This is a genomic window from Aeromicrobium sp. Leaf272 (genome assembly GCF_001422865.1).
Classification (GTDB): Bacteria; Actinomycetota; Actinomycetes; order Propionibacteriales; family Nocardioidaceae; genus Aeromicrobium.
Genome location: NZ_LMMY01000016.1, coordinates 131,523 through 147,062, shown reverse-complemented (window position 1 = coordinate 147,062; position 15,540 = coordinate 131,523). Strand labels below are relative to the sequence as shown.

Annotated in this window: 13 protein-coding genes; 5 read left to right on the top strand and 8 right to left on the bottom strand. The window is 73.0% G+C overall.

The window, feature by feature from the left end; all coding sequences use genetic code 11:
• Positions 1–347: 347 nt before the first annotated feature.
• On the bottom strand, positions 348–1,658 hold the full coding sequence (gene tyrS / locus ASF38_RS16935) for a tyrosine--tRNA ligase (protein WP_056577600.1): 1,311 nt from the start codon (positions 1,656–1,658) through the stop codon (positions 348–350).
• A 68-nt stretch (positions 1,659–1,726) separates the two neighbouring features.
• Here tyrS and ASF38_RS16930 point away from each other — a divergent pair, with 68 nt between their 5' ends.
• Positions 1,727–2,809, top strand: coding sequence for an acyltransferase (locus tag ASF38_RS16930; RefSeq protein WP_055970322.1), 1,083 nt, complete (start codon positions 1,727–1,729; stop codon positions 2,807–2,809).
• Between the two features lie 36 nt (positions 2,810–2,845).
• A complete protein-coding gene (locus ASF38_RS16925) occupies positions 2,846–3,493 on the top strand; it encodes a DsbA family protein (protein ID WP_056577598.1) in 648 nt (215 codons plus the stop codon).
• Positions 3,494–3,714: 221 nt separating this feature from the next.
• On the opposite strand, the gene ASF38_RS16920 is transcribed toward ASF38_RS16925, so the two are convergent.
• From ASF38_RS16920 to ASF38_RS16905, 4 genes are read right to left on the bottom strand one after another with little or no spacing between them, the layout of a single operon-like run.
• Positions 3,715–4,101 carry a universal stress protein gene (locus ASF38_RS16920; protein ID WP_055970329.1) on the bottom strand — a complete coding sequence of 129 codons (387 nt, stop codon included), beginning with the start codon at positions 4,099–4,101 and terminating at the stop codon, positions 3,715–3,717.
• Positions 4,098–5,597 (bottom strand): tripartite tricarboxylate transporter permease, encoded by a 1,500-nt coding sequence (locus ASF38_RS16915; RefSeq protein ID WP_082480852.1) that lies wholly within the window; start codon positions 5,595–5,597, stop codon positions 4,098–4,100. The genes ASF38_RS16920 and ASF38_RS16915 overlap by 4 nt, the downstream gene beginning before the upstream one ends.
• Positions 5,597–6,121 carry a tripartite tricarboxylate transporter TctB family protein gene (locus ASF38_RS16910; protein ID WP_055970334.1) on the bottom strand — a complete coding sequence of 175 codons (525 nt, stop codon included), beginning with the start codon at positions 6,119–6,121 and terminating at the stop codon, positions 5,597–5,599. Before ASF38_RS16910 ends, ASF38_RS16915 begins: the two co-directional genes overlap by 1 nt.
• A complete protein-coding gene (locus ASF38_RS16905; protein WP_056577596.1) occupies positions 6,118–7,152 on the bottom strand; it encodes a tripartite tricarboxylate transporter substrate binding protein in 1,035 nt (344 codons plus the stop codon). Before ASF38_RS16905 ends, ASF38_RS16910 begins: the two co-directional genes overlap by 4 nt.
• A 112-nt stretch (positions 7,153–7,264) precedes the next feature.
• Here ASF38_RS16905 and ASF38_RS16900 point away from each other — a divergent pair, with 112 nt between their 5' ends.
• The 3 genes from ASF38_RS16900 (at position 7,265) to ASF38_RS19485 (ending at position 9,709) form a co-directional block, all read left to right on the top strand.
• Positions 7,265–8,821 carry an ATP-binding protein gene (locus ASF38_RS16900; protein ID WP_162237372.1) on the top strand — a complete coding sequence of 519 codons (1,557 nt, stop codon included), beginning with the start codon at positions 7,265–7,267 and terminating at the stop codon, positions 8,819–8,821.
• The gene (locus tag ASF38_RS16895) at positions 8,818–9,483 is read left to right on the top strand and encodes a response regulator (RefSeq protein ID WP_082480850.1); all 666 of its coding nucleotides are present in this window, start codon (positions 8,818–8,820) and stop codon (positions 9,481–9,483) included. Before ASF38_RS16900 ends, ASF38_RS16895 begins: the two co-directional genes overlap by 4 nt.
• A 94-nt stretch (positions 9,484–9,577) precedes the next feature.
• Positions 9,578–9,709, top strand: coding sequence for a hypothetical protein (locus ASF38_RS19485; protein ID WP_255353835.1), 132 nt, complete (start codon positions 9,578–9,580; stop codon positions 9,707–9,709).
• Positions 9,710–9,740: 31 nt separating this feature from the next.
• On the opposite strand, the gene ASF38_RS16890 is transcribed toward ASF38_RS19485, so the two are convergent.
• From ASF38_RS16890 to ASF38_RS16880, 3 genes are read right to left on the bottom strand one after another with little or no spacing between them, the layout of a single operon-like run.
• Positions 9,741–10,316, bottom strand: a complete 576-nt coding sequence (locus tag ASF38_RS16890) for a DNA-3-methyladenine glycosylase (protein WP_056577591.1) — start codon at positions 10,314–10,316, stop codon at positions 9,741–9,743.
• Positions 10,313–11,626, bottom strand: a complete 1,314-nt coding sequence (locus ASF38_RS16885) for a M1 family metallopeptidase (protein WP_056577590.1) — start codon at positions 11,624–11,626, stop codon at positions 10,313–10,315. Before ASF38_RS16885 ends, ASF38_RS16890 begins: the two co-directional genes overlap by 4 nt.
• Positions 11,623–15,501, bottom strand: a complete 3,879-nt coding sequence (locus tag ASF38_RS16880) for a Pls/PosA family non-ribosomal peptide synthetase (protein WP_056577589.1) — start codon at positions 15,499–15,501, stop codon at positions 11,623–11,625. The genes ASF38_RS16885 and ASF38_RS16880 overlap by 4 nt, the downstream gene beginning before the upstream one ends.
• Between the last annotated feature and the right edge of the window lie 39 nt (positions 15,502–15,540).

Below are 15,540 nucleotides of genomic sequence, written 5' to 3'. Positions count from 1 at the left end.
GTTACTACTGATTATCTCGTCGACTTTTGGCACACTGTTGAGTTCTCAAGGATCAGACGCACACCAGTGGTTCGGCCCGTGCGGGCCTGCCCCACCGGGGCAACTCGTCCAACTTACATGGCCCCGAACCGCGGGTCAAACCCGGGTCGTGCCACTCGCTCTCCGTTGTCGGCGGCCAGTCTCCGGGCAGTGATGCCCTGGCGTTGACCGTTTCGGTTCGAGCGGCTGCTCCGCCCCGGGCGCCCGGCCTGTCGGCCTTGCTCCCCGTCGTGCGGTGCAACATGAGAACCGTACAAAAGCGCGTCTCGACGGGTCAAATCGACGCCGTGTGACGAGGCCCACGTCGCTCAGGCGCGCAACTTCACGCCTGCGATCTGGCGCTTTCCGCGTCGCAGGACGAGCCACGAGCCGTGCACGGTGGTCAGCTCGCCGAGGGCCTGCTCTGGGTCGGTGACGCGCTCGTTGTTGACGTAGGCGCCGCCGTCGGCGACGGCGCGGCGAGCGGCAGAGCGGGACTCGACGAGTCCCGCGGCCAGGAGCGCGTCCGTCACCGAGTCCGACGGGTCGTGCTCCACGACGCCGGCCTCCCCCAGGGCTGCGGCCAGCGTGTGCTCGGGAAGGTCGGCGAGCTCGCCCCGGCCGAACAGGGCCGTCGAGGCCAGCTCGGCGGCCACCACCTCGTCGGGGCCGTGCACCAGCGCGGTCACCTCGGCTGCGAGCCGACGCTGCGCCAGCCGCAGCCCCGGTCGCTCGGCGTGCTCGGCCTCGAGCGACGCGATCTCCTCGACGTCCAGGAACGTGAACTGGCGCAGGTACTCCCCCACCTTGGCGTCCTCGGCCTGGATCCAGGACTGGTAGAAGGCGTAGGGGCTCATGAGCTCGCGGTCCAGCCAGACCGTGCCGCTCTCGGTCTTGCCGAACTTCGTCCCGTCGGCCTTCGTGATGAGCGGCGTGGCAAGGGCGTGCACGCGTCGACCCTCGGACCGCCGCACCAGCTCGACCCCGGCCGTGATGTTGCCCCACTGGTCGCTGCCGCCGGTCTGGAGGACGCAGCCGTGCCGGCGGAACAGCTCGAGGTAGTCCAGCGACTGCAGGAGGACGTAGCTGAACTCGGTGTAGCTGATGCCGCTCTCGAGCCGGCTGCTCACGACGTCGCGCGCGAGCATCCGGTTGACCGGGAAGTGCTTGCCGACGTCGCGCAGGAAGTCGATCGTGCCGAGCGACTCGGTCCAGTCGAGGTTGTTGACGAGGATCGCGCCGCGATCACCGTCGAGGTCGACGAACCGGCTCACCTGCTCGCGGATGCGCTCGACCCACCCGGCCACGGTCTCTCGCGGGTTCATGACCCGTTCCCCCGCCTCCTTGGGATCCCCGATCAGGCCGGTCGAGCCGCCGACGAGCAGGATCGGCCGGTGGCCGGCTCGCTGGAGTCGCCGAGCGGTGAGGACCTGCAGGAGGTTGCCCACGTGCAGGCTCGGCGCCGTGGGGTCGAACCCGACGTAGTAGACGATCGGACCGGCGTCCATCTCGGCTCGCAGCGCCTCGAGGTCGGTCGAGTGCGCGACGAGGCCGCGGGCGATCAGGTCGTCGAGGACGGATCCTCCGGCAGTGGTCACGGAACAGCTCCTGGGAGGTCGAACGGGTGGGTCCGGCCCCATTGTCCCCGGCTCGCCGTCCTCCCCTGCACCCGCGTCCGCCCTCGGCCGCCTGTGGGAGACTCGCCGCCATGGCTCAGGGACGCGTTCACTCCTTCGACCGACTCCGGGTCCTCGCCACCGTCGGCGTCGTCCTGCTGCACGGCGGAGCGGGCGTCATCGGCCCCCGTCTGGGCGAGCAGACCGCGTTCCTCTCCGACGTCAACGCCGCGAACGTGTACGACTCGGCCGGGCGCTTCGCCGTCAACTGCTTCTTCATGATCTCCGCGGCCCTGCTCCTGGTGCCGGAGCGCTCCTTCGACCTGGTGCGCCAGACCCGCAAGGTCGCCGTGCCCCTGCTGACCTGGAGCCTGGTCTACGTCGGCTTCGCGGTGTGGGCCTCGCGAACCGGCGACGCCGAGCTGATCAACGGGTCGGCCGGCGAGCCCGACCCGTCCGCGCCCGTGCAGATAGTGCGCGACGCCCTGGGCGGACCGGTCGCCTACCACCTGTGGTTCGTGTACGTCCTCGTCGGCCTGTACCTGCTGACACCGCTCCTGCGACCGATCGCCGCCCGGCCGGCGGCCGAGCGCCGTCCCCTCCTGGTCTACGCGGTGGCGCTGATCCTCGGCATCGAGCTGCTCCAGCGGTTCCTCCCGCTGCTGTGGTCGGGCACGCCGACCGTGTACGGAGGCTTCATCGACGTCGTCCCCACGGGCTACGTCGGCGTGTTCCTCCTGGGGTTCCTGCTCTACCACCACGCGCCCCGCGTCCCCGCCGTCGTGCCCGCGGGGGTGGCGCTCGTGGGATTCGTCTGGGTGGTGCTGGCGGTGTGGCGCCAGCAGGCCGAGCCGGAGCCGTCGCTGTGGGGCTACGACAACCTGAACCTGCCCGTCCTCCTCTTCTCGGCGGGCGTCTTCACGTTCATGACGCGTCCGTCCACGCGGACGAGGCCCGCGCCACGGTGGATCGGGATCTTCTCCGCGGTGAGCTACCGCATCTACCTGGTGCACGCCCTCGTCCTGCACCTGGTGCGCACCGAGGGACCGACGGGCCGTCTGTACCAGGACTCGCCGGTCATCGGCATCCCGGTGGCCGTCGTCATCACGCTCGTGGTGTCGTTCGCGATCGCCTGGCTGATGGACCGGGTCAAGCCGCTGCGATCGATCTGGTGAGGGAACATCCGACGCTCCGACGTCGTTGACGCGGCCATGACCGTGGACGTGCAGATCTGGTCCGACGTGGCGTGCCCCTGGTGCTACGTCGGGAAGCGCCGCTTCGAGCAGGCCGTCGAGCGCTTCCGCGCCGAGGGCGGCGACGTGTCGGTGACCTACCGCAGCTTCGAGCTCTCCCCCGAGACCCCCGTGGACTTCGAGGGCGACGAGGTCGACTTCCTCGCGCGGCACAAGGGGATGCAGCGGGACCAGGTCGTGGCCATGCTCGACCAGATGACGGTCGTGGCGGCCGACGAGGGTCTCGCCTACGACTTCGCCGGCCTGCAGCACACCAACACGGTCCTGGCGCACCAGCTCCTGCACCTCGCCCGGTCCCACGGGCAGCAGGCGGCCATGAAGGAGCGGCTGCTCGCCGCCTACTTCGTCGAGGGACGCCACGTGGGTCGGGTCGGCGACCTGGCCGACCTGGCGGCGGAGGTCGGCCTGGACCGCGAGGAGGTCGTGGCGGCACTGGAGAGCGGCGCCCACCTCGACGACGTCCGCGCGGACCAGCAGCGTGCCCTCGAGCTCGGCATCCGTGGCGTCCCCTTCTTCGTGCTCGACGACCGGCTCGGCGTCTCCGGCGCCCAGGACCCCGAGGTCCTCCTCGGCGCCCTGCGCCAGGCGGCGGAGGGCTCGGCGTGAGCGGGCCGCTGCAGATGGTGGGTGCCGACGACGCGGCGACCTGCGAGGACGGCGTGTGCGCCCTGCCGGACGCCCCCGTGGCCGACCCGTCGCACGAGTGACCCCAACGGGCCGCGCGCGTTGCGCCGTGCCGTGCGGTCCGCGACCAGGACCTTCTCCCGCAAGGTGAGCACGGGGCGCCGGACCTCCGGCGCCCCCGACCGCACACGCGGACCGACGGCTCAGTCGCGCGGCTTGACCGCCAGCACCGGGCACCGCGCGTCGAGCAGGATCCGCTGCGACACGCTGCCCATGAGGGCCTTGCCGACGGGCGAGCGGTGCCGGATCCCGACCACCACGAGCTCGGCGTCGCGCTCCTCGGCGACGCGGACCACCTCGCCCCCGACGTCGGAGACGACCTCCTGGAGCACCTCGACCTCGCCCAGCCGCTCCCGCAGGCGGGCGACGGTGTCGGCGTCGGCGAAGTGCGGGTCGACGTAGGCGTCGCCCCGCGTCGCGTTGACGACGACCAAGGGGACACCTCGCCGTCCCGCCTCCTCGGCGCCGGCCTCGAGGGCCGCCTCGCCGTACTCGTCCGGGCTGTAGGCCACCACCACGGTCGACGTCATGCCGACACCTCCTGCTTCTCGGGACGGCGAGCGGACCGGCCGCGGACGGTCGAGACCGCCAGGGCGACCAGCGCGAGCGCCAGGACCAGGTACACGATCTTCGCGACGGGCTCGCTCCACAGCGTCGAGACCTCGCCGCCGGACAGGGCCAGAGCCTGCGTGAGCTGGTTCTCGAGCGACGGGCCGAGGATGACACCCACGATGAGCGGCAGGACCGGGAGCCCGAAGCGTCGCATCGCCACGCCGAGGAAGCCCAGCACGAGCAGGAGGGCGAGGTCGAACGGCTCGAAGCTCACGCTGTAGGCGCCCAACGAGGCGAAGAAGAGGATGCCCGCGTAGAGGTAGGGCCGGGGCACCCGCAGCAGCTTCGCCCAGACCGGCGCCAGCGGCAGGTTGAGCACGAGCAGCAGGGTGTTCGCCACGAACAGGCTGGCCAGGAGCGTCCAGACGAGCCCTGGCTCGTTGGCGAACAGCTGCGGTCCGGGCTGGATGCCGTAGGACTGGATGGCGTTCAGCATGATCGCGGCCGTGGCCGTGGTCGGCAGGCCGATGGCGAGCAGCGGCACCATGGTGCCCGCCGCCGACGCGTTGTTGGCGGCCTCCGGGCCGGCCACGCCCTCGATGGCGCCCTGCCCGAACTCCTCCGGGTGCTTGGAGAGCTTGCGCTCGGTGATGTAGGACAGGAAGGTCGGGACCTCGGCGCCACCGGCCGGCAGGGCGCCGAACGGGAAGCCGAACGCCGTGCCGCGCAACCACGGCTTCCACGAGCGGCCCCAGTCCTTGCGGTCCATCCAGGGACGGCCGACGGGAATGACCTGCAGAGGACGTCGGCGCAGGTGCGCCGCGACCCACAGGGCCTCGCCGATCGCGAAGATCGCCACCGCGACGACGACCACGTCGAGCCCGTCGGCGAGCAGAGGACTGCCGAAGGTCAGGCGCGCCTGTCCGGTCGACGTGCCCACCAGGGCGATCGTGAGGCCGAGGAAGAGGGCGATGAACCCACGCATCTTCGACGAGCCGAGCACCGCGGAGACGGCGAGCAGGGCCAGCAGCAGGATCGCGAAGTAGGACGGCGCCCCGAGGTCGACGACCCAGGAGGAGACCTTCGGCGCGAACAGCACGAGCAGGGCGGTGGCGATGGTGCCGGCGACGAACGACCCGATGGCCGCGGTCGCGAGTGCCTGCGCGGCCCGGCCGCGCTTGGCCATCTGGTTCCCCTCGATGGCCGTCACCACCGACGAGGACTCCCCCGGTGTGTTGAGCAGGATCGAGGTCGTCGAGCCGCCGTACATGCCGCCGTAGTAGATGCCGGCGAACATGATCAGCGCGCTGTCGACCGGCACCGTGTAGGTGATCGGGAAGAGCAGGGCCAGGGTCATCGCCGGGCCGATGCCGGGCAGGACGCCGACCATCGTGCCGAGCAGCACGCCGATGACGGCGTAGAGCAGGTTCTCGGGCGTCAGCGCGTTGGCGAGCCCGTCCATGAACATGTCCATCAGAGCACCCCGTCCAGGACACCGGCCGGGATCGGCAGACCGAGGCCCACGTAGAAGCCGTACCAGGTGAGCAGCGACAGGGCGGCTCCGATCGCGACGTCCTTGAGGAGCGTGCGACTGCCGAGCGCCCAGGCGCAGCCGGCGAACAGCATGGCGCCGGTGATGGCCCAGCCGAGCACGCCGATCAGCAGGATGTTGGCGAGGAAGACGCCGGCGAGCTTGGCAACGGTCACCCAGTCGCTGGGCTCGGTGAGGTCGATGTCCTCACCGCCCTCCGGCTCGGCGACGGAGCCACGACTGGTGGCCACGGCCAGGGCGACGGCCAGCACGACCAGGGCCGTGCCGACCACGTAGGGGAACAGCGACGGCTGCACCGGCTGGTCGGCGAAGCCGGGTCGCAGGCCCGTGGCGTCGACCACGACGACGACACCGACGACGGCGAGGAAGGCCGCCAGCCCGTACTGGGCGCGGTCGACGAGCCGGGGACCGTCGGGGCCCGTCGCCGTCTCATGGGTGGTGGTCATGACAGCCCCAGCTCCTTCAGCGTCGACTCGACGCGCTCGTCCTGCTCCGTCAGGAAGGTCTCGAAGTCCTCGCCCGTGGCGAAGGCGTCGATCCATCCGTTGCGCTTCAGCGCCTCGCGCCACTCCTTCGTGCCGTGCATCTCGGTGAGCAGCTCGGTCAGGAGAGCGCGGGTCTCGTCGTCGATCCCGGGAGGCGCGAGCATCCCGCGCCAGTTGGTGAAGACCAGGTCGATGCCGGACTCGGTGAGCGTCGGGGCGTCGATGCCCTCGAGCCGGTCGTCGCCGGAGACCGCGAGCACGCGTAGCGAGCCGTCGTCGATCTGACCCTGGAACTCGCCGAGGCCCGACGTGCCGACCTGGATCTTCTCGCCCAGGAGGGCGGTCGTGAGCGGGCCACCGCCGTCGTAGGCGATGTAGTTGACGTCGTTCGGGTCGATGCCCAGCTCCTGGGCCAGCTGCATCGGGAACAGGTGGTCGGGACCGCCGGGCGACGAGCCGCCGCCGACGGTCACGGACCGCGGGTCGGCCTTCCACGCCTCGACCAGGTCGTCGACGGTCTCGAACGGCGAGTCGGCCGGGACGAGCAGTCCCTCCTGCTCCTCGACGAGCTTCGCGATGGGCGTCGCGTCGGAGACGCGAGCACGCGAGTCGTTGGTGTAGGTCGCGCCCACCACGCCCAGCCCCATGAGCATCATGAGGTCGTCGGCACCGCGCTCGTTGAGCAGCCGCTGCATGGCGACGGTGCCGCTGGCGCCGATGACGTTGGTGATCTCGAACCGACCGGTGAGGCCGTCCTCCTCGAGGACCTGGGCCGCGGCACGGCCCGTGAGGTCGTACCCACCTCCGGGGCTGTTCGGGATCATCATGCGCAGCCGCCGGTTGTCGGGGTCGTCGCCGCCGCGCGTCACGCCACAACCGCTGAGCGCGGTGACGATCGCGAGCACGAGGGCCACGACGACCGCCGAGCGGCGGCGTCGGTCCGGTGTCCTGCGGGGGCGACGTGCGGGTCGTCGCTGACCTGTGTCGGCCATCACACCTCCTGGTGGGTCGACCCGAGCATGGACGCAGACGTGGCCTGCGTCACGATTGGGTGCGCAAAGGAGGTTGTGTTCGTTGTGGTCGCCGCGACCGGGTCGACGTACGTTGGCCGGTCAGTTCCTCGTCCTCCAGCTCGCCGTCGTCGCGCTCGTGCTGGTGATCGTCGGCGTGCTCTCCTTCCAGCAGGCCACCCGGTCCTTCGAGGACGACCGCGGGGCGCGGCTGCGGTCCGCCGCCGAGTACCTCGCCAACGTGGCGGTCGTGCGGGACCGGGTCGGGTCGACCGACCCGGCGCGCGAGCTCGCTCCGGCGGTCGACCGGGCGGTCTCGCTCTCCGGTGCCGACGTGGCCTCCGTGGTCGACCGGCGGGGGAAGGTGGTGGCGTCCACGCGACCGGCTCTCGTCGGGACGACCGCCGCGCTCGGCGACAGCAGGGTCCTCGAGGGACGCGGCTGGACCGGGTCGGTGACGACCGACCGTGCCCGCGTGCTGACCGGGCACGCACCCGTCCTCGACGACGAGGGGACCTTCGCCGGAGCCGTGCTGGTCGAGCAGACGTACCCCTCCTCCTGGCAACGGGCCAGCAACGCGGCACCGGACCTCGCGCTGTTCCTCGGCGTGGGCGCCGGCCTCGGCATCCTGGGGTCCTGGGCCGTCTCCCGCATCGTCCGTCGCCGCACGCGCGGACTCGGGACCCGCGACTTCGCGAGGCTCGCCGACCACCGCCAGGCCCTGCTGCACAGCATCCGCGAGGGTGTCCTCGGTCTCGACCCGGCCGGCCGGGTGACCATGGTCAACGACGCGGCCCTGGAGCTGCTCGGGCTGCACGATGCCTCCCTCGGCCGCTCGGTGGGCGACCTCGGGCTCGAGCCGCACCTCGCGCAGCTGCTCGTCGATCCCGCCGACGCCAGCGACCTCGTGGTGGTCACCGGCCAGCGCGTCCTGGTGCTGAACCGACGTCGCGCGGCGACCCGTGACGAGGGGGTCGGCAGCGTCGTGACGATGCGCGACCGCACCGAGCTCGTGGCGGTGCAGCAGCAGCTGGGTTCCAACCTGTCGATCACGGACGCTCTGCGCGCCCAGACGCACGAGTTCGCGAACCAGCTGCACACGATCTCCGGACTGCTGGAGCTGGACGAGCCGGACGAGGCGCGGGCCCTGGTGACCCGCATCGTCGGCGTCCGCGCCGACCGCGAGAGCGACGTCGCCGACCACGTCGAGGACCCGGCGACGGCCGCGTTGCTCATCGCCAAGAGCAGCCAGGCCGACGAGGCGGGCGTGCTGCTCGAGATCGCGCCGGACTGCGAGGTCCCGCCGCTGCCTCCCGACCTCTCGGCCGACACGACGACGATCCTGGGCAACCTGGTCGACAACGCCATCGACGCCTGCCGGGGACGGACCCAGGCCCGCGTCCGGCTCGACGCACGCGCGGACGACACCGCGCTCGTGATCGAGGTCGAGGACTCCGGCGACGGGGTCCCCCGCGACCTGCGCGAGACCGTGTTCGTCCGAGGGTTCTCGACGAAGCCGGAGGTCCTCGGCGGCCGCGGGATCGGCCTCGCGCTGGTGCGTCTGCTGTGCGAGCGACGGGGCGGGTCGGTGACGATCGACGAGGCGCGGCCTAGCCTGTTCCGCGTGGTGCTGCCCTGGGAGTCCTCGTGACGTCGGTCCTCGTCGTCGACGACGACTTCATGGTGGCCCGTCTACACGCCCGGTTCGTGGAGCTGGCGGACGGGTTCGAGGTGGTGGGCGTCGCCGCCAACGGCCAGGAGGCGTTGCGGCTCGCCGCGGACCTGGACCCCGACCTGGTGCTGCTCGACGTCCACCTCCCCGACCTGGGCGGACTCGAGGTGCTGGCGCGGCTGCGCGAGGAGGGCAGTCGCGCCGGGGTCGTCATGGTGACGGCCGAGCGGGAGGCCGACACGGTGCGGGCCGCACTCGCCGGCGGTGCCATGCAGTACGTGGTCAAGCCGTTCGAGCAGCAGGACCTCGTGGAGCGCCTGCACCGCGTGCGAGGCGCACTGCGCGCTCTCGGCGACGGGGAGACCGACCAGGAGGCGATCGATCGGGCCTTCGGCGCGGCGCGCGCCTCCTCGGGCGCGGCCGCGCTGCCCAAGGGGCTGAGCCGCGAGACGGCCCGACTCGTGGAGGGGCTGCTCGACGGGAGCGACGACCTGTCCGCGACCGACGCGGCCGAGCGGCTGGGGCTCGCCCGCGTCACCGCCCGTCGCTACCTCGAGCACTTCGTCGGCACGGGCCAGGCGCAGGTCAGGTTGCGCTACGGCGGTGCGGGTCGGCCGGAACGCCGCTACCGGCGGGCCTGACGGCCTGCTCGAGGGTCGCACGCGGGACCTTCGACCCAGGTCAGTCGGGCCTTTCTCCTTCCCAATGCCGAGGACCTGTGGCAGGCTTCACCGCATGCAGCCCGTCGCCACGCTCCCCCGGACGCAGGTCGTCGCGCGTCCGCACGCCGGCTGGTCCGTCGTCAGCGCGATCTTCGTCGGGGCCTTCGTCGCCCTCGACCGGCTGCTCGAGCGCCTCGGTCACTGACGCGAGCAGAACCCGGCAGGACCGTCCTCGATCACGGCCGCGGGGCACGCGGGGAACGCCGGTAGGCCGAGACCGTCGGGTCCCCCGCGATCCAGAACCGCCACGGCACGTCGGCCGCCTTCGCCACGCCCACGCGCGGCCCCTGCGCCACGTCGATCTCGACGCCGCGCTCCGGCCCCAGGTGCACGCCCGACGACGGGTCCAGCAGGTCGCTGCCCAGGTCCGCGGCGCTGATGCCCAGGGCCCGGGCCAGGTTCCCCGGTCCGCGGGCGAGCCGATGATCGGCCACCTCGCCCCGTCGCCGTCTCGCCACGTCCGTGCCGTGGACGACCTCGCCGGCCCGCACCAGCACCGCGGCGGCCTGCTCCGTCGGACCGGTCACGATGTTCGCGCACCAGTGGATCCCGTAGGACCGGTAGACGTAGAGCCGCCAGGGCGGGCCGTACATGATCTCCGAACGCTCCGTCCGGGTGTAGGCGTGCGACGCGGGGTCCAGCACGCCCCCGTAGGCCTCGACCTCGGTGATGCGCACCGTCACGTCGTGCCCGTGTAGCTCACGTCCCAGCAGGCCCACGGCCCGTGCGCCGACGTCGTCCGTGCCGCTCACGGCAGGTCCGGGAGGTCGGTGCCTCTCACCCAGGCGTCGAACAGGTCGGTGCGGGGCGAGCCGGTGACGTCGGTGACGACCTGCTCGAGGTCGGCCGTGGTGGCGTTGGAGTACCGGAACCGGTCGGTCCAGGTGCGCAGGACGTCGAAGAACGCGTCGTCGCCGACGGTCCTGCGCAGGGCGTGCAGGGCGAGGGCGCCGCGCTTGTAGAGGCGGTCGTCGAACATGAGGTCCGGGCCCGGGTCGGCGAGCAGGAGGTCCTGGTCCTTCTCGGCGAGCCTCGCGTGGTGGTGCGCGGCCTGCTCGTCGGCGCTCTCGCGCCCGGACTCCTCCGACCACAGCCACTCGGCGTAGCAGGCGAAGCCCTCGTGCAGCCAGATGTCGTTCCAGTGGCCGAGGGTGACGCTGTTGCCGAACCACTGGTGGGCCAGCTCGTGCGCGATGAGCCGTTGGGCGTCCCAGCCGTCGTGCAGCAGGTTCGGCCCGAAGATCGAGAGTCCCTGCGCCTCGAGCGGGATCTCGAGGTCGTCGGGCGTCACCACCGCGAGGTAGCGGCCGAACGGGTACGGCCCGAAGACGGCGTGGAAGTAGGCCACCATCGCCGGCTGGTCGGCGAGCGCGGCCACGGCCTGCTCGCGGCGGTCGGGCGGGACCACGATGCCCACGGGCACCGGCGACGTGGCCTGGTCGACCTGGACGAAGTCGCCCACGTGCACCGTGGCGAGGTAGGTGGCCATGGGCTCGGGCTGGTCGAAGACCTGGACCGTGCGTCCGGCGGTGCGGCGGGTCTCCCCCGGCAGGCCGTTGGCGACGACGCTGAAGGCCTGCGGCACCGAGAGCTCCATCCGGAACGGCGCCTTGACCGACGGCAGGTCGTTGCACGGGAACCACGAGGGCGCGCCGTGCGGCTGCGACGCCACGATCGATCCCTCCTCCAGCTCCTCCCAGCCGGCGTCGCCGTCGAGGCCTCGCATGGGGTGCGGACGGCCGCCGTAGGCGACGAGCACCTCGGCCTCCTCGCCGGCGGCCAGCTCGTGGCCGACCTCGACGGACACCCAGGCCCGGTGCTGCCGGTACGTGGCGCGGACGCCGTCGACCAGCACCTTCTGCACGCGCAGGTCGTTGAGGTCGAGACGCAGCCGCCGCAGCGGCTCCACGGCCCGGACCTGGAGGACGGCGGTGCCGGTCAGGCGGTTGGACTCGGGCACGTAGTCGACCACGAGGTCGTAGTGCGTGACCGTGTACGTCGGGTCGCCGTGGTGCGGGACGTAGCGCTCGTCGACGGATCCGTCGCCGGAGCCGCGCTTCACGCGGGTGCCGTCGCGTCGGTCCAGGGCCCGATCGGGTTGCCGACCCAGCTGGTCCCGGCCGGGACGTGCTCACCGCGCATCACCAGCGATCCCGGCCCGACGCGGGCGTGGCGCCCGATCCGCGCAGCAGGAAGCACCACGCCGTGGGGGCCGAGCGTGGCCCCTGCATCCAGCCGCACCTCGTCCATGCTGAGTATCCGATCATGGAAGAGGTGGGTCTGCACCACGCACCCCCGGTTGACCGTCGCACCGTCGCCGACCGTCACCAGGTCGGGCTCGGGCCACCAGTACGTCTCGCACCAGACACCGCGTCCGACCCGGGCGCCGAGGCTGCGCAGCCACCACGGCAGCGCCGCGGTCCCGAGGGCCCATCGGCAGAACCACGGCGCGGCCACGACCTCCACGAACGTGTCGGCCAGCTCGTTGCGCCACACGAACCCGCTCCAGAGCGGGTGCTCGGTGGCCCGGACGCGGCCCACCAGGATCCACTTGGCCGCCGTCGCCACGGCGGCCGCGACGAGGCCCACGACCAGCAGCACCGGGCCGGCCACCAGCACGGCCGGCCACCAGCCCGCGGTGTCGGCCACGATCAGGAGGGCAGCGGCGGCGGTGAGGCCGAGCGCGGCCGACGCCACGACGGCCAGCACTCGGCAGAGCTCGAGGGCGCCCCGCGCGACGCGCAGACGTCGGCCCGGTTCGTAGGTGCGGCCCTCGTCGACGTCGCCGACGACCCGCCGCAGCTTGGTGGGCGGGCTCCCGAGCCAGGAGGACCCCTTCTTCGCCTTGGCGCGCCGCGGTGCCGCCGACAGCACCGCCACGAGGCCGCGGGCGGGGACCTTCCGGCCGGGTGCGGCCATGCCGGAGTTGCCGACGAAGGCACGCCGGCCGACCTTGACCTGCTCGACGCGCAGCCAGCCGCCTCCCAGCTCGTACATGCCGAGCATCGTGTCGTCGGCGAGGAAGGCACCGTCACCGACCGACGTGAGCGTCGGCAGCATCAGGACCGTCGAGGCCTCGACGTCGCGACCGACGTCGGCGCCGAGCGCCCGCAGCCACGCCGGGGTCAGGCTGCTCGAGTACAGCGGGAACAGCCACTCGCGGGCACTGTCCAGCACGCGCAGCACCGTCCAGGCGCTCCACGCGGCTCGGCCGTGGATCGGGTGCACCCCCGCGACCACCCCGCGCGAGGCCAGCCTGACGACGGCCCACACGAGTCCGGCCAGCACCGGGAGGGACAGCACCGCCACGAGCGGGAGCAGCAGGGCGAGCTGCGTGAGCGCCGCGACCAGGCCGTCCGGCCGGCCGCCGACCGTCCAGGCCGCACCCACGACGGCGACCGCGGTGAGCCCGACCGCGACCACCGGCACGGCCGACAGGGCCGCCCCGGTGAGCGCGTAGGCGGTGGGCCAGCCGCGCCGGCGCGGGGCCGTGTGACGCTCGGCCGGACCACGCGCCTCCCCGACGCGCACGGACGGCGCGCCCGAGACGTAGACGTCGTCGGGGACGTCCGCGAGCACCGTGGACCCCGCGCCGACCTCGGCGCCCCGTCCGACCACGACACCCGGACCCAGGGTGCTGCGGACACCGACGCGCGCCTCGGCCCGCACGCGCACCGGGCCGACGACCAACCGGTCGCCGTCGACCCAGTGGCCCGACAGGTCCGTCTCCGGCTCGACGGTGGATCCGCGCCCCAGGGTCAGCAGCCCGGTGAGGGACGGCATGGCGTGCAGGTCGACGCCCTCCCCCACCTTGGCGCCGAGCAGGCGCGCGAACAGGCTGAGCGCCCCGACGCCGGCGAGCGACCCGACGCGCAGCTCCTCGACGACGCGCTCGGCGGCCCAGAGTCGACGGTGGACACGCCCGCCACGCGGATGGGTGCCGGGCGTGAGCGGACGCAGCAGGAGCCGCACCAGCCCTGCGGCCAGCAGCGCCCGCACGGGCGGGAGCAGCACCAGGACCGCGCAGGCCGCCGCCGGCCAGCCCGGCTCCGGCCACCAGGGTGCGCCGGTGCCGACCGCGAGCACCTGGACGCCGACGAGGAGCCAGGCGATCCAGACGAGCCCGCCTAGCGCCCGCAGGGGCAGCAGGAGCAGCAGCTGGGCGAGCGCGGACCGGCGCGGCACGGGACGCACCTCGCGCGCCTGCACGACCGCCGGGGTCGTCAGGGTGTCCAGCCGGGCGGCGAGCGCACCCACGGTCGGGGCCTCGTACACGTCGGCGACGGTCACCTCCGGGTGTGTCTCGCGCAACCGGGCCACGAGCTGGGCCGCCGTCAGGCTCGACCCTCCGGCCTCGAAGAAGTCGTCGCCGGGCCCGCCGACGGCCGAGCCGAGGATCCGGGTCCAGGCGTCGGCCACCAGCGCGGCCGTCCCGTCGAGGGCCGTGGTCGTCGTCGACTCCAGCGGCCACGGCAGCGCGTCGCGGTCGACCTTCCCCGAGGTGCGGACGGGGATCGCGTCGACGACGGCGATCCGCGGCACGGACGCGGCAGGGAGCCGCTCGCGCAGCAGCGGCCGGGAGGTTTTGGCGTCGAAGCCCGCGTCGGCCACCACGTAGCCCACGAGCACGCTGTTGCCGGCCTCCGAGCGGCGGACGGCCGCAGCCGCCGCCTCGACGCCGGGCAGGGCCAGCAGCGCGTTGTCCACCTCGCCCAGCTCGATCCGACGGCCGCCGATCTTGACCTGGTCGTCGGCCCGTCCGGCGAAGAGCAGACCGTCCTCGTCGAGCACGACGCGGTCACCGCTGCGGTAGGCGCGCTCCCAGCCGAGCGAGGGCATCGGCGCGTAGGTGGCGGCGTCCTTCTCGGGGTCGAGGTAGCGGGCGAGCCCGACCCCGCCGATGACGAGCTGCCCGGTCTCCCCCGGCGGCACGGGCTGCTCCTGGTCGTCGACGACCGCGAGGTCCCATCCCTCCAGCGGCAGTCCGATGCGCACGGGCTCGCCGGGCTGCAGGCGCGCGCCGCACGCCACCACCGTGGCCTCCGTCGGTCCGTACGTGTTCCACACCTCGCGCTCGGCGGTGGCGAAGCGCTCGCCGATCTCCGGTGGGCACGCCTCGCCGCCGAGGATCAGCAGCCGGACCGCGTCGAGGGCCGACGGCGGCCACATGAGCACGAGGGTGGGCACGGTGGACACCACGCTGACGTCGTTGGCGACCAGCCACGGGGCGAGGTCGGCGCCGCTGCGGACGAGCGAGCGCGGCGCAGGGACGAGGCACGCGCCGTGCCCCCACGCCAACCACATCTCCTCGCAGGAGGCGTCGAAGGCGACGGACAGGCCGGCCATCACGCGGTCGCCGGGACCGAGCGGGGCGTCCTGGCAGAACAGCACCGACTCGGCGTCGACGAACGCAGCGGCGGAGCGGTGCGTGACGGCGACGCCCTTCGGCGTGCCGGTGGAGCCCGACGTGAAGATGATCCAGGCGTCGTCCTCGAGCCGCGGCGGCTCGACCGCGCCGGACCCGCGCACCTCGTCCCGGAGGCGGCGCACGACGAGGCCGTCGGTCACGACCGCGTCGGCCTGGGCCTCGCGCAGCACCGTGGCCGCGCGCTCCGGCGGGTCGTCGACGTCGATCGGCACGTAGGCCGCCCCCGCGAGGAGGACGCCCAGGATGGCGACGTGCAGGTCCGTCGTCCCCGAGGACACGCGCACCCCGACCCGGGCTCCGCGGCCGACACCGACCGAGCCCAGCTCGTCCGCGAGGGCACCGGCGGTCTCGAGCAGCTGGTCGTAGGTCAGCACGACGTCGCCGCACGCGAGGGCGGGCTCGCTGCCGTGGGCGTCGGCCGTCGCGGTCAGGACGTCCACGAGGGTCCGAGGAGGTGCGGCGCGGCCCGACCGCAGGAACGTGGCCGGGACCCTCACGCTGTCGAGCACCCGCGCATGCTGCCGGACCCCCGTGAACGGTCGGTGAAC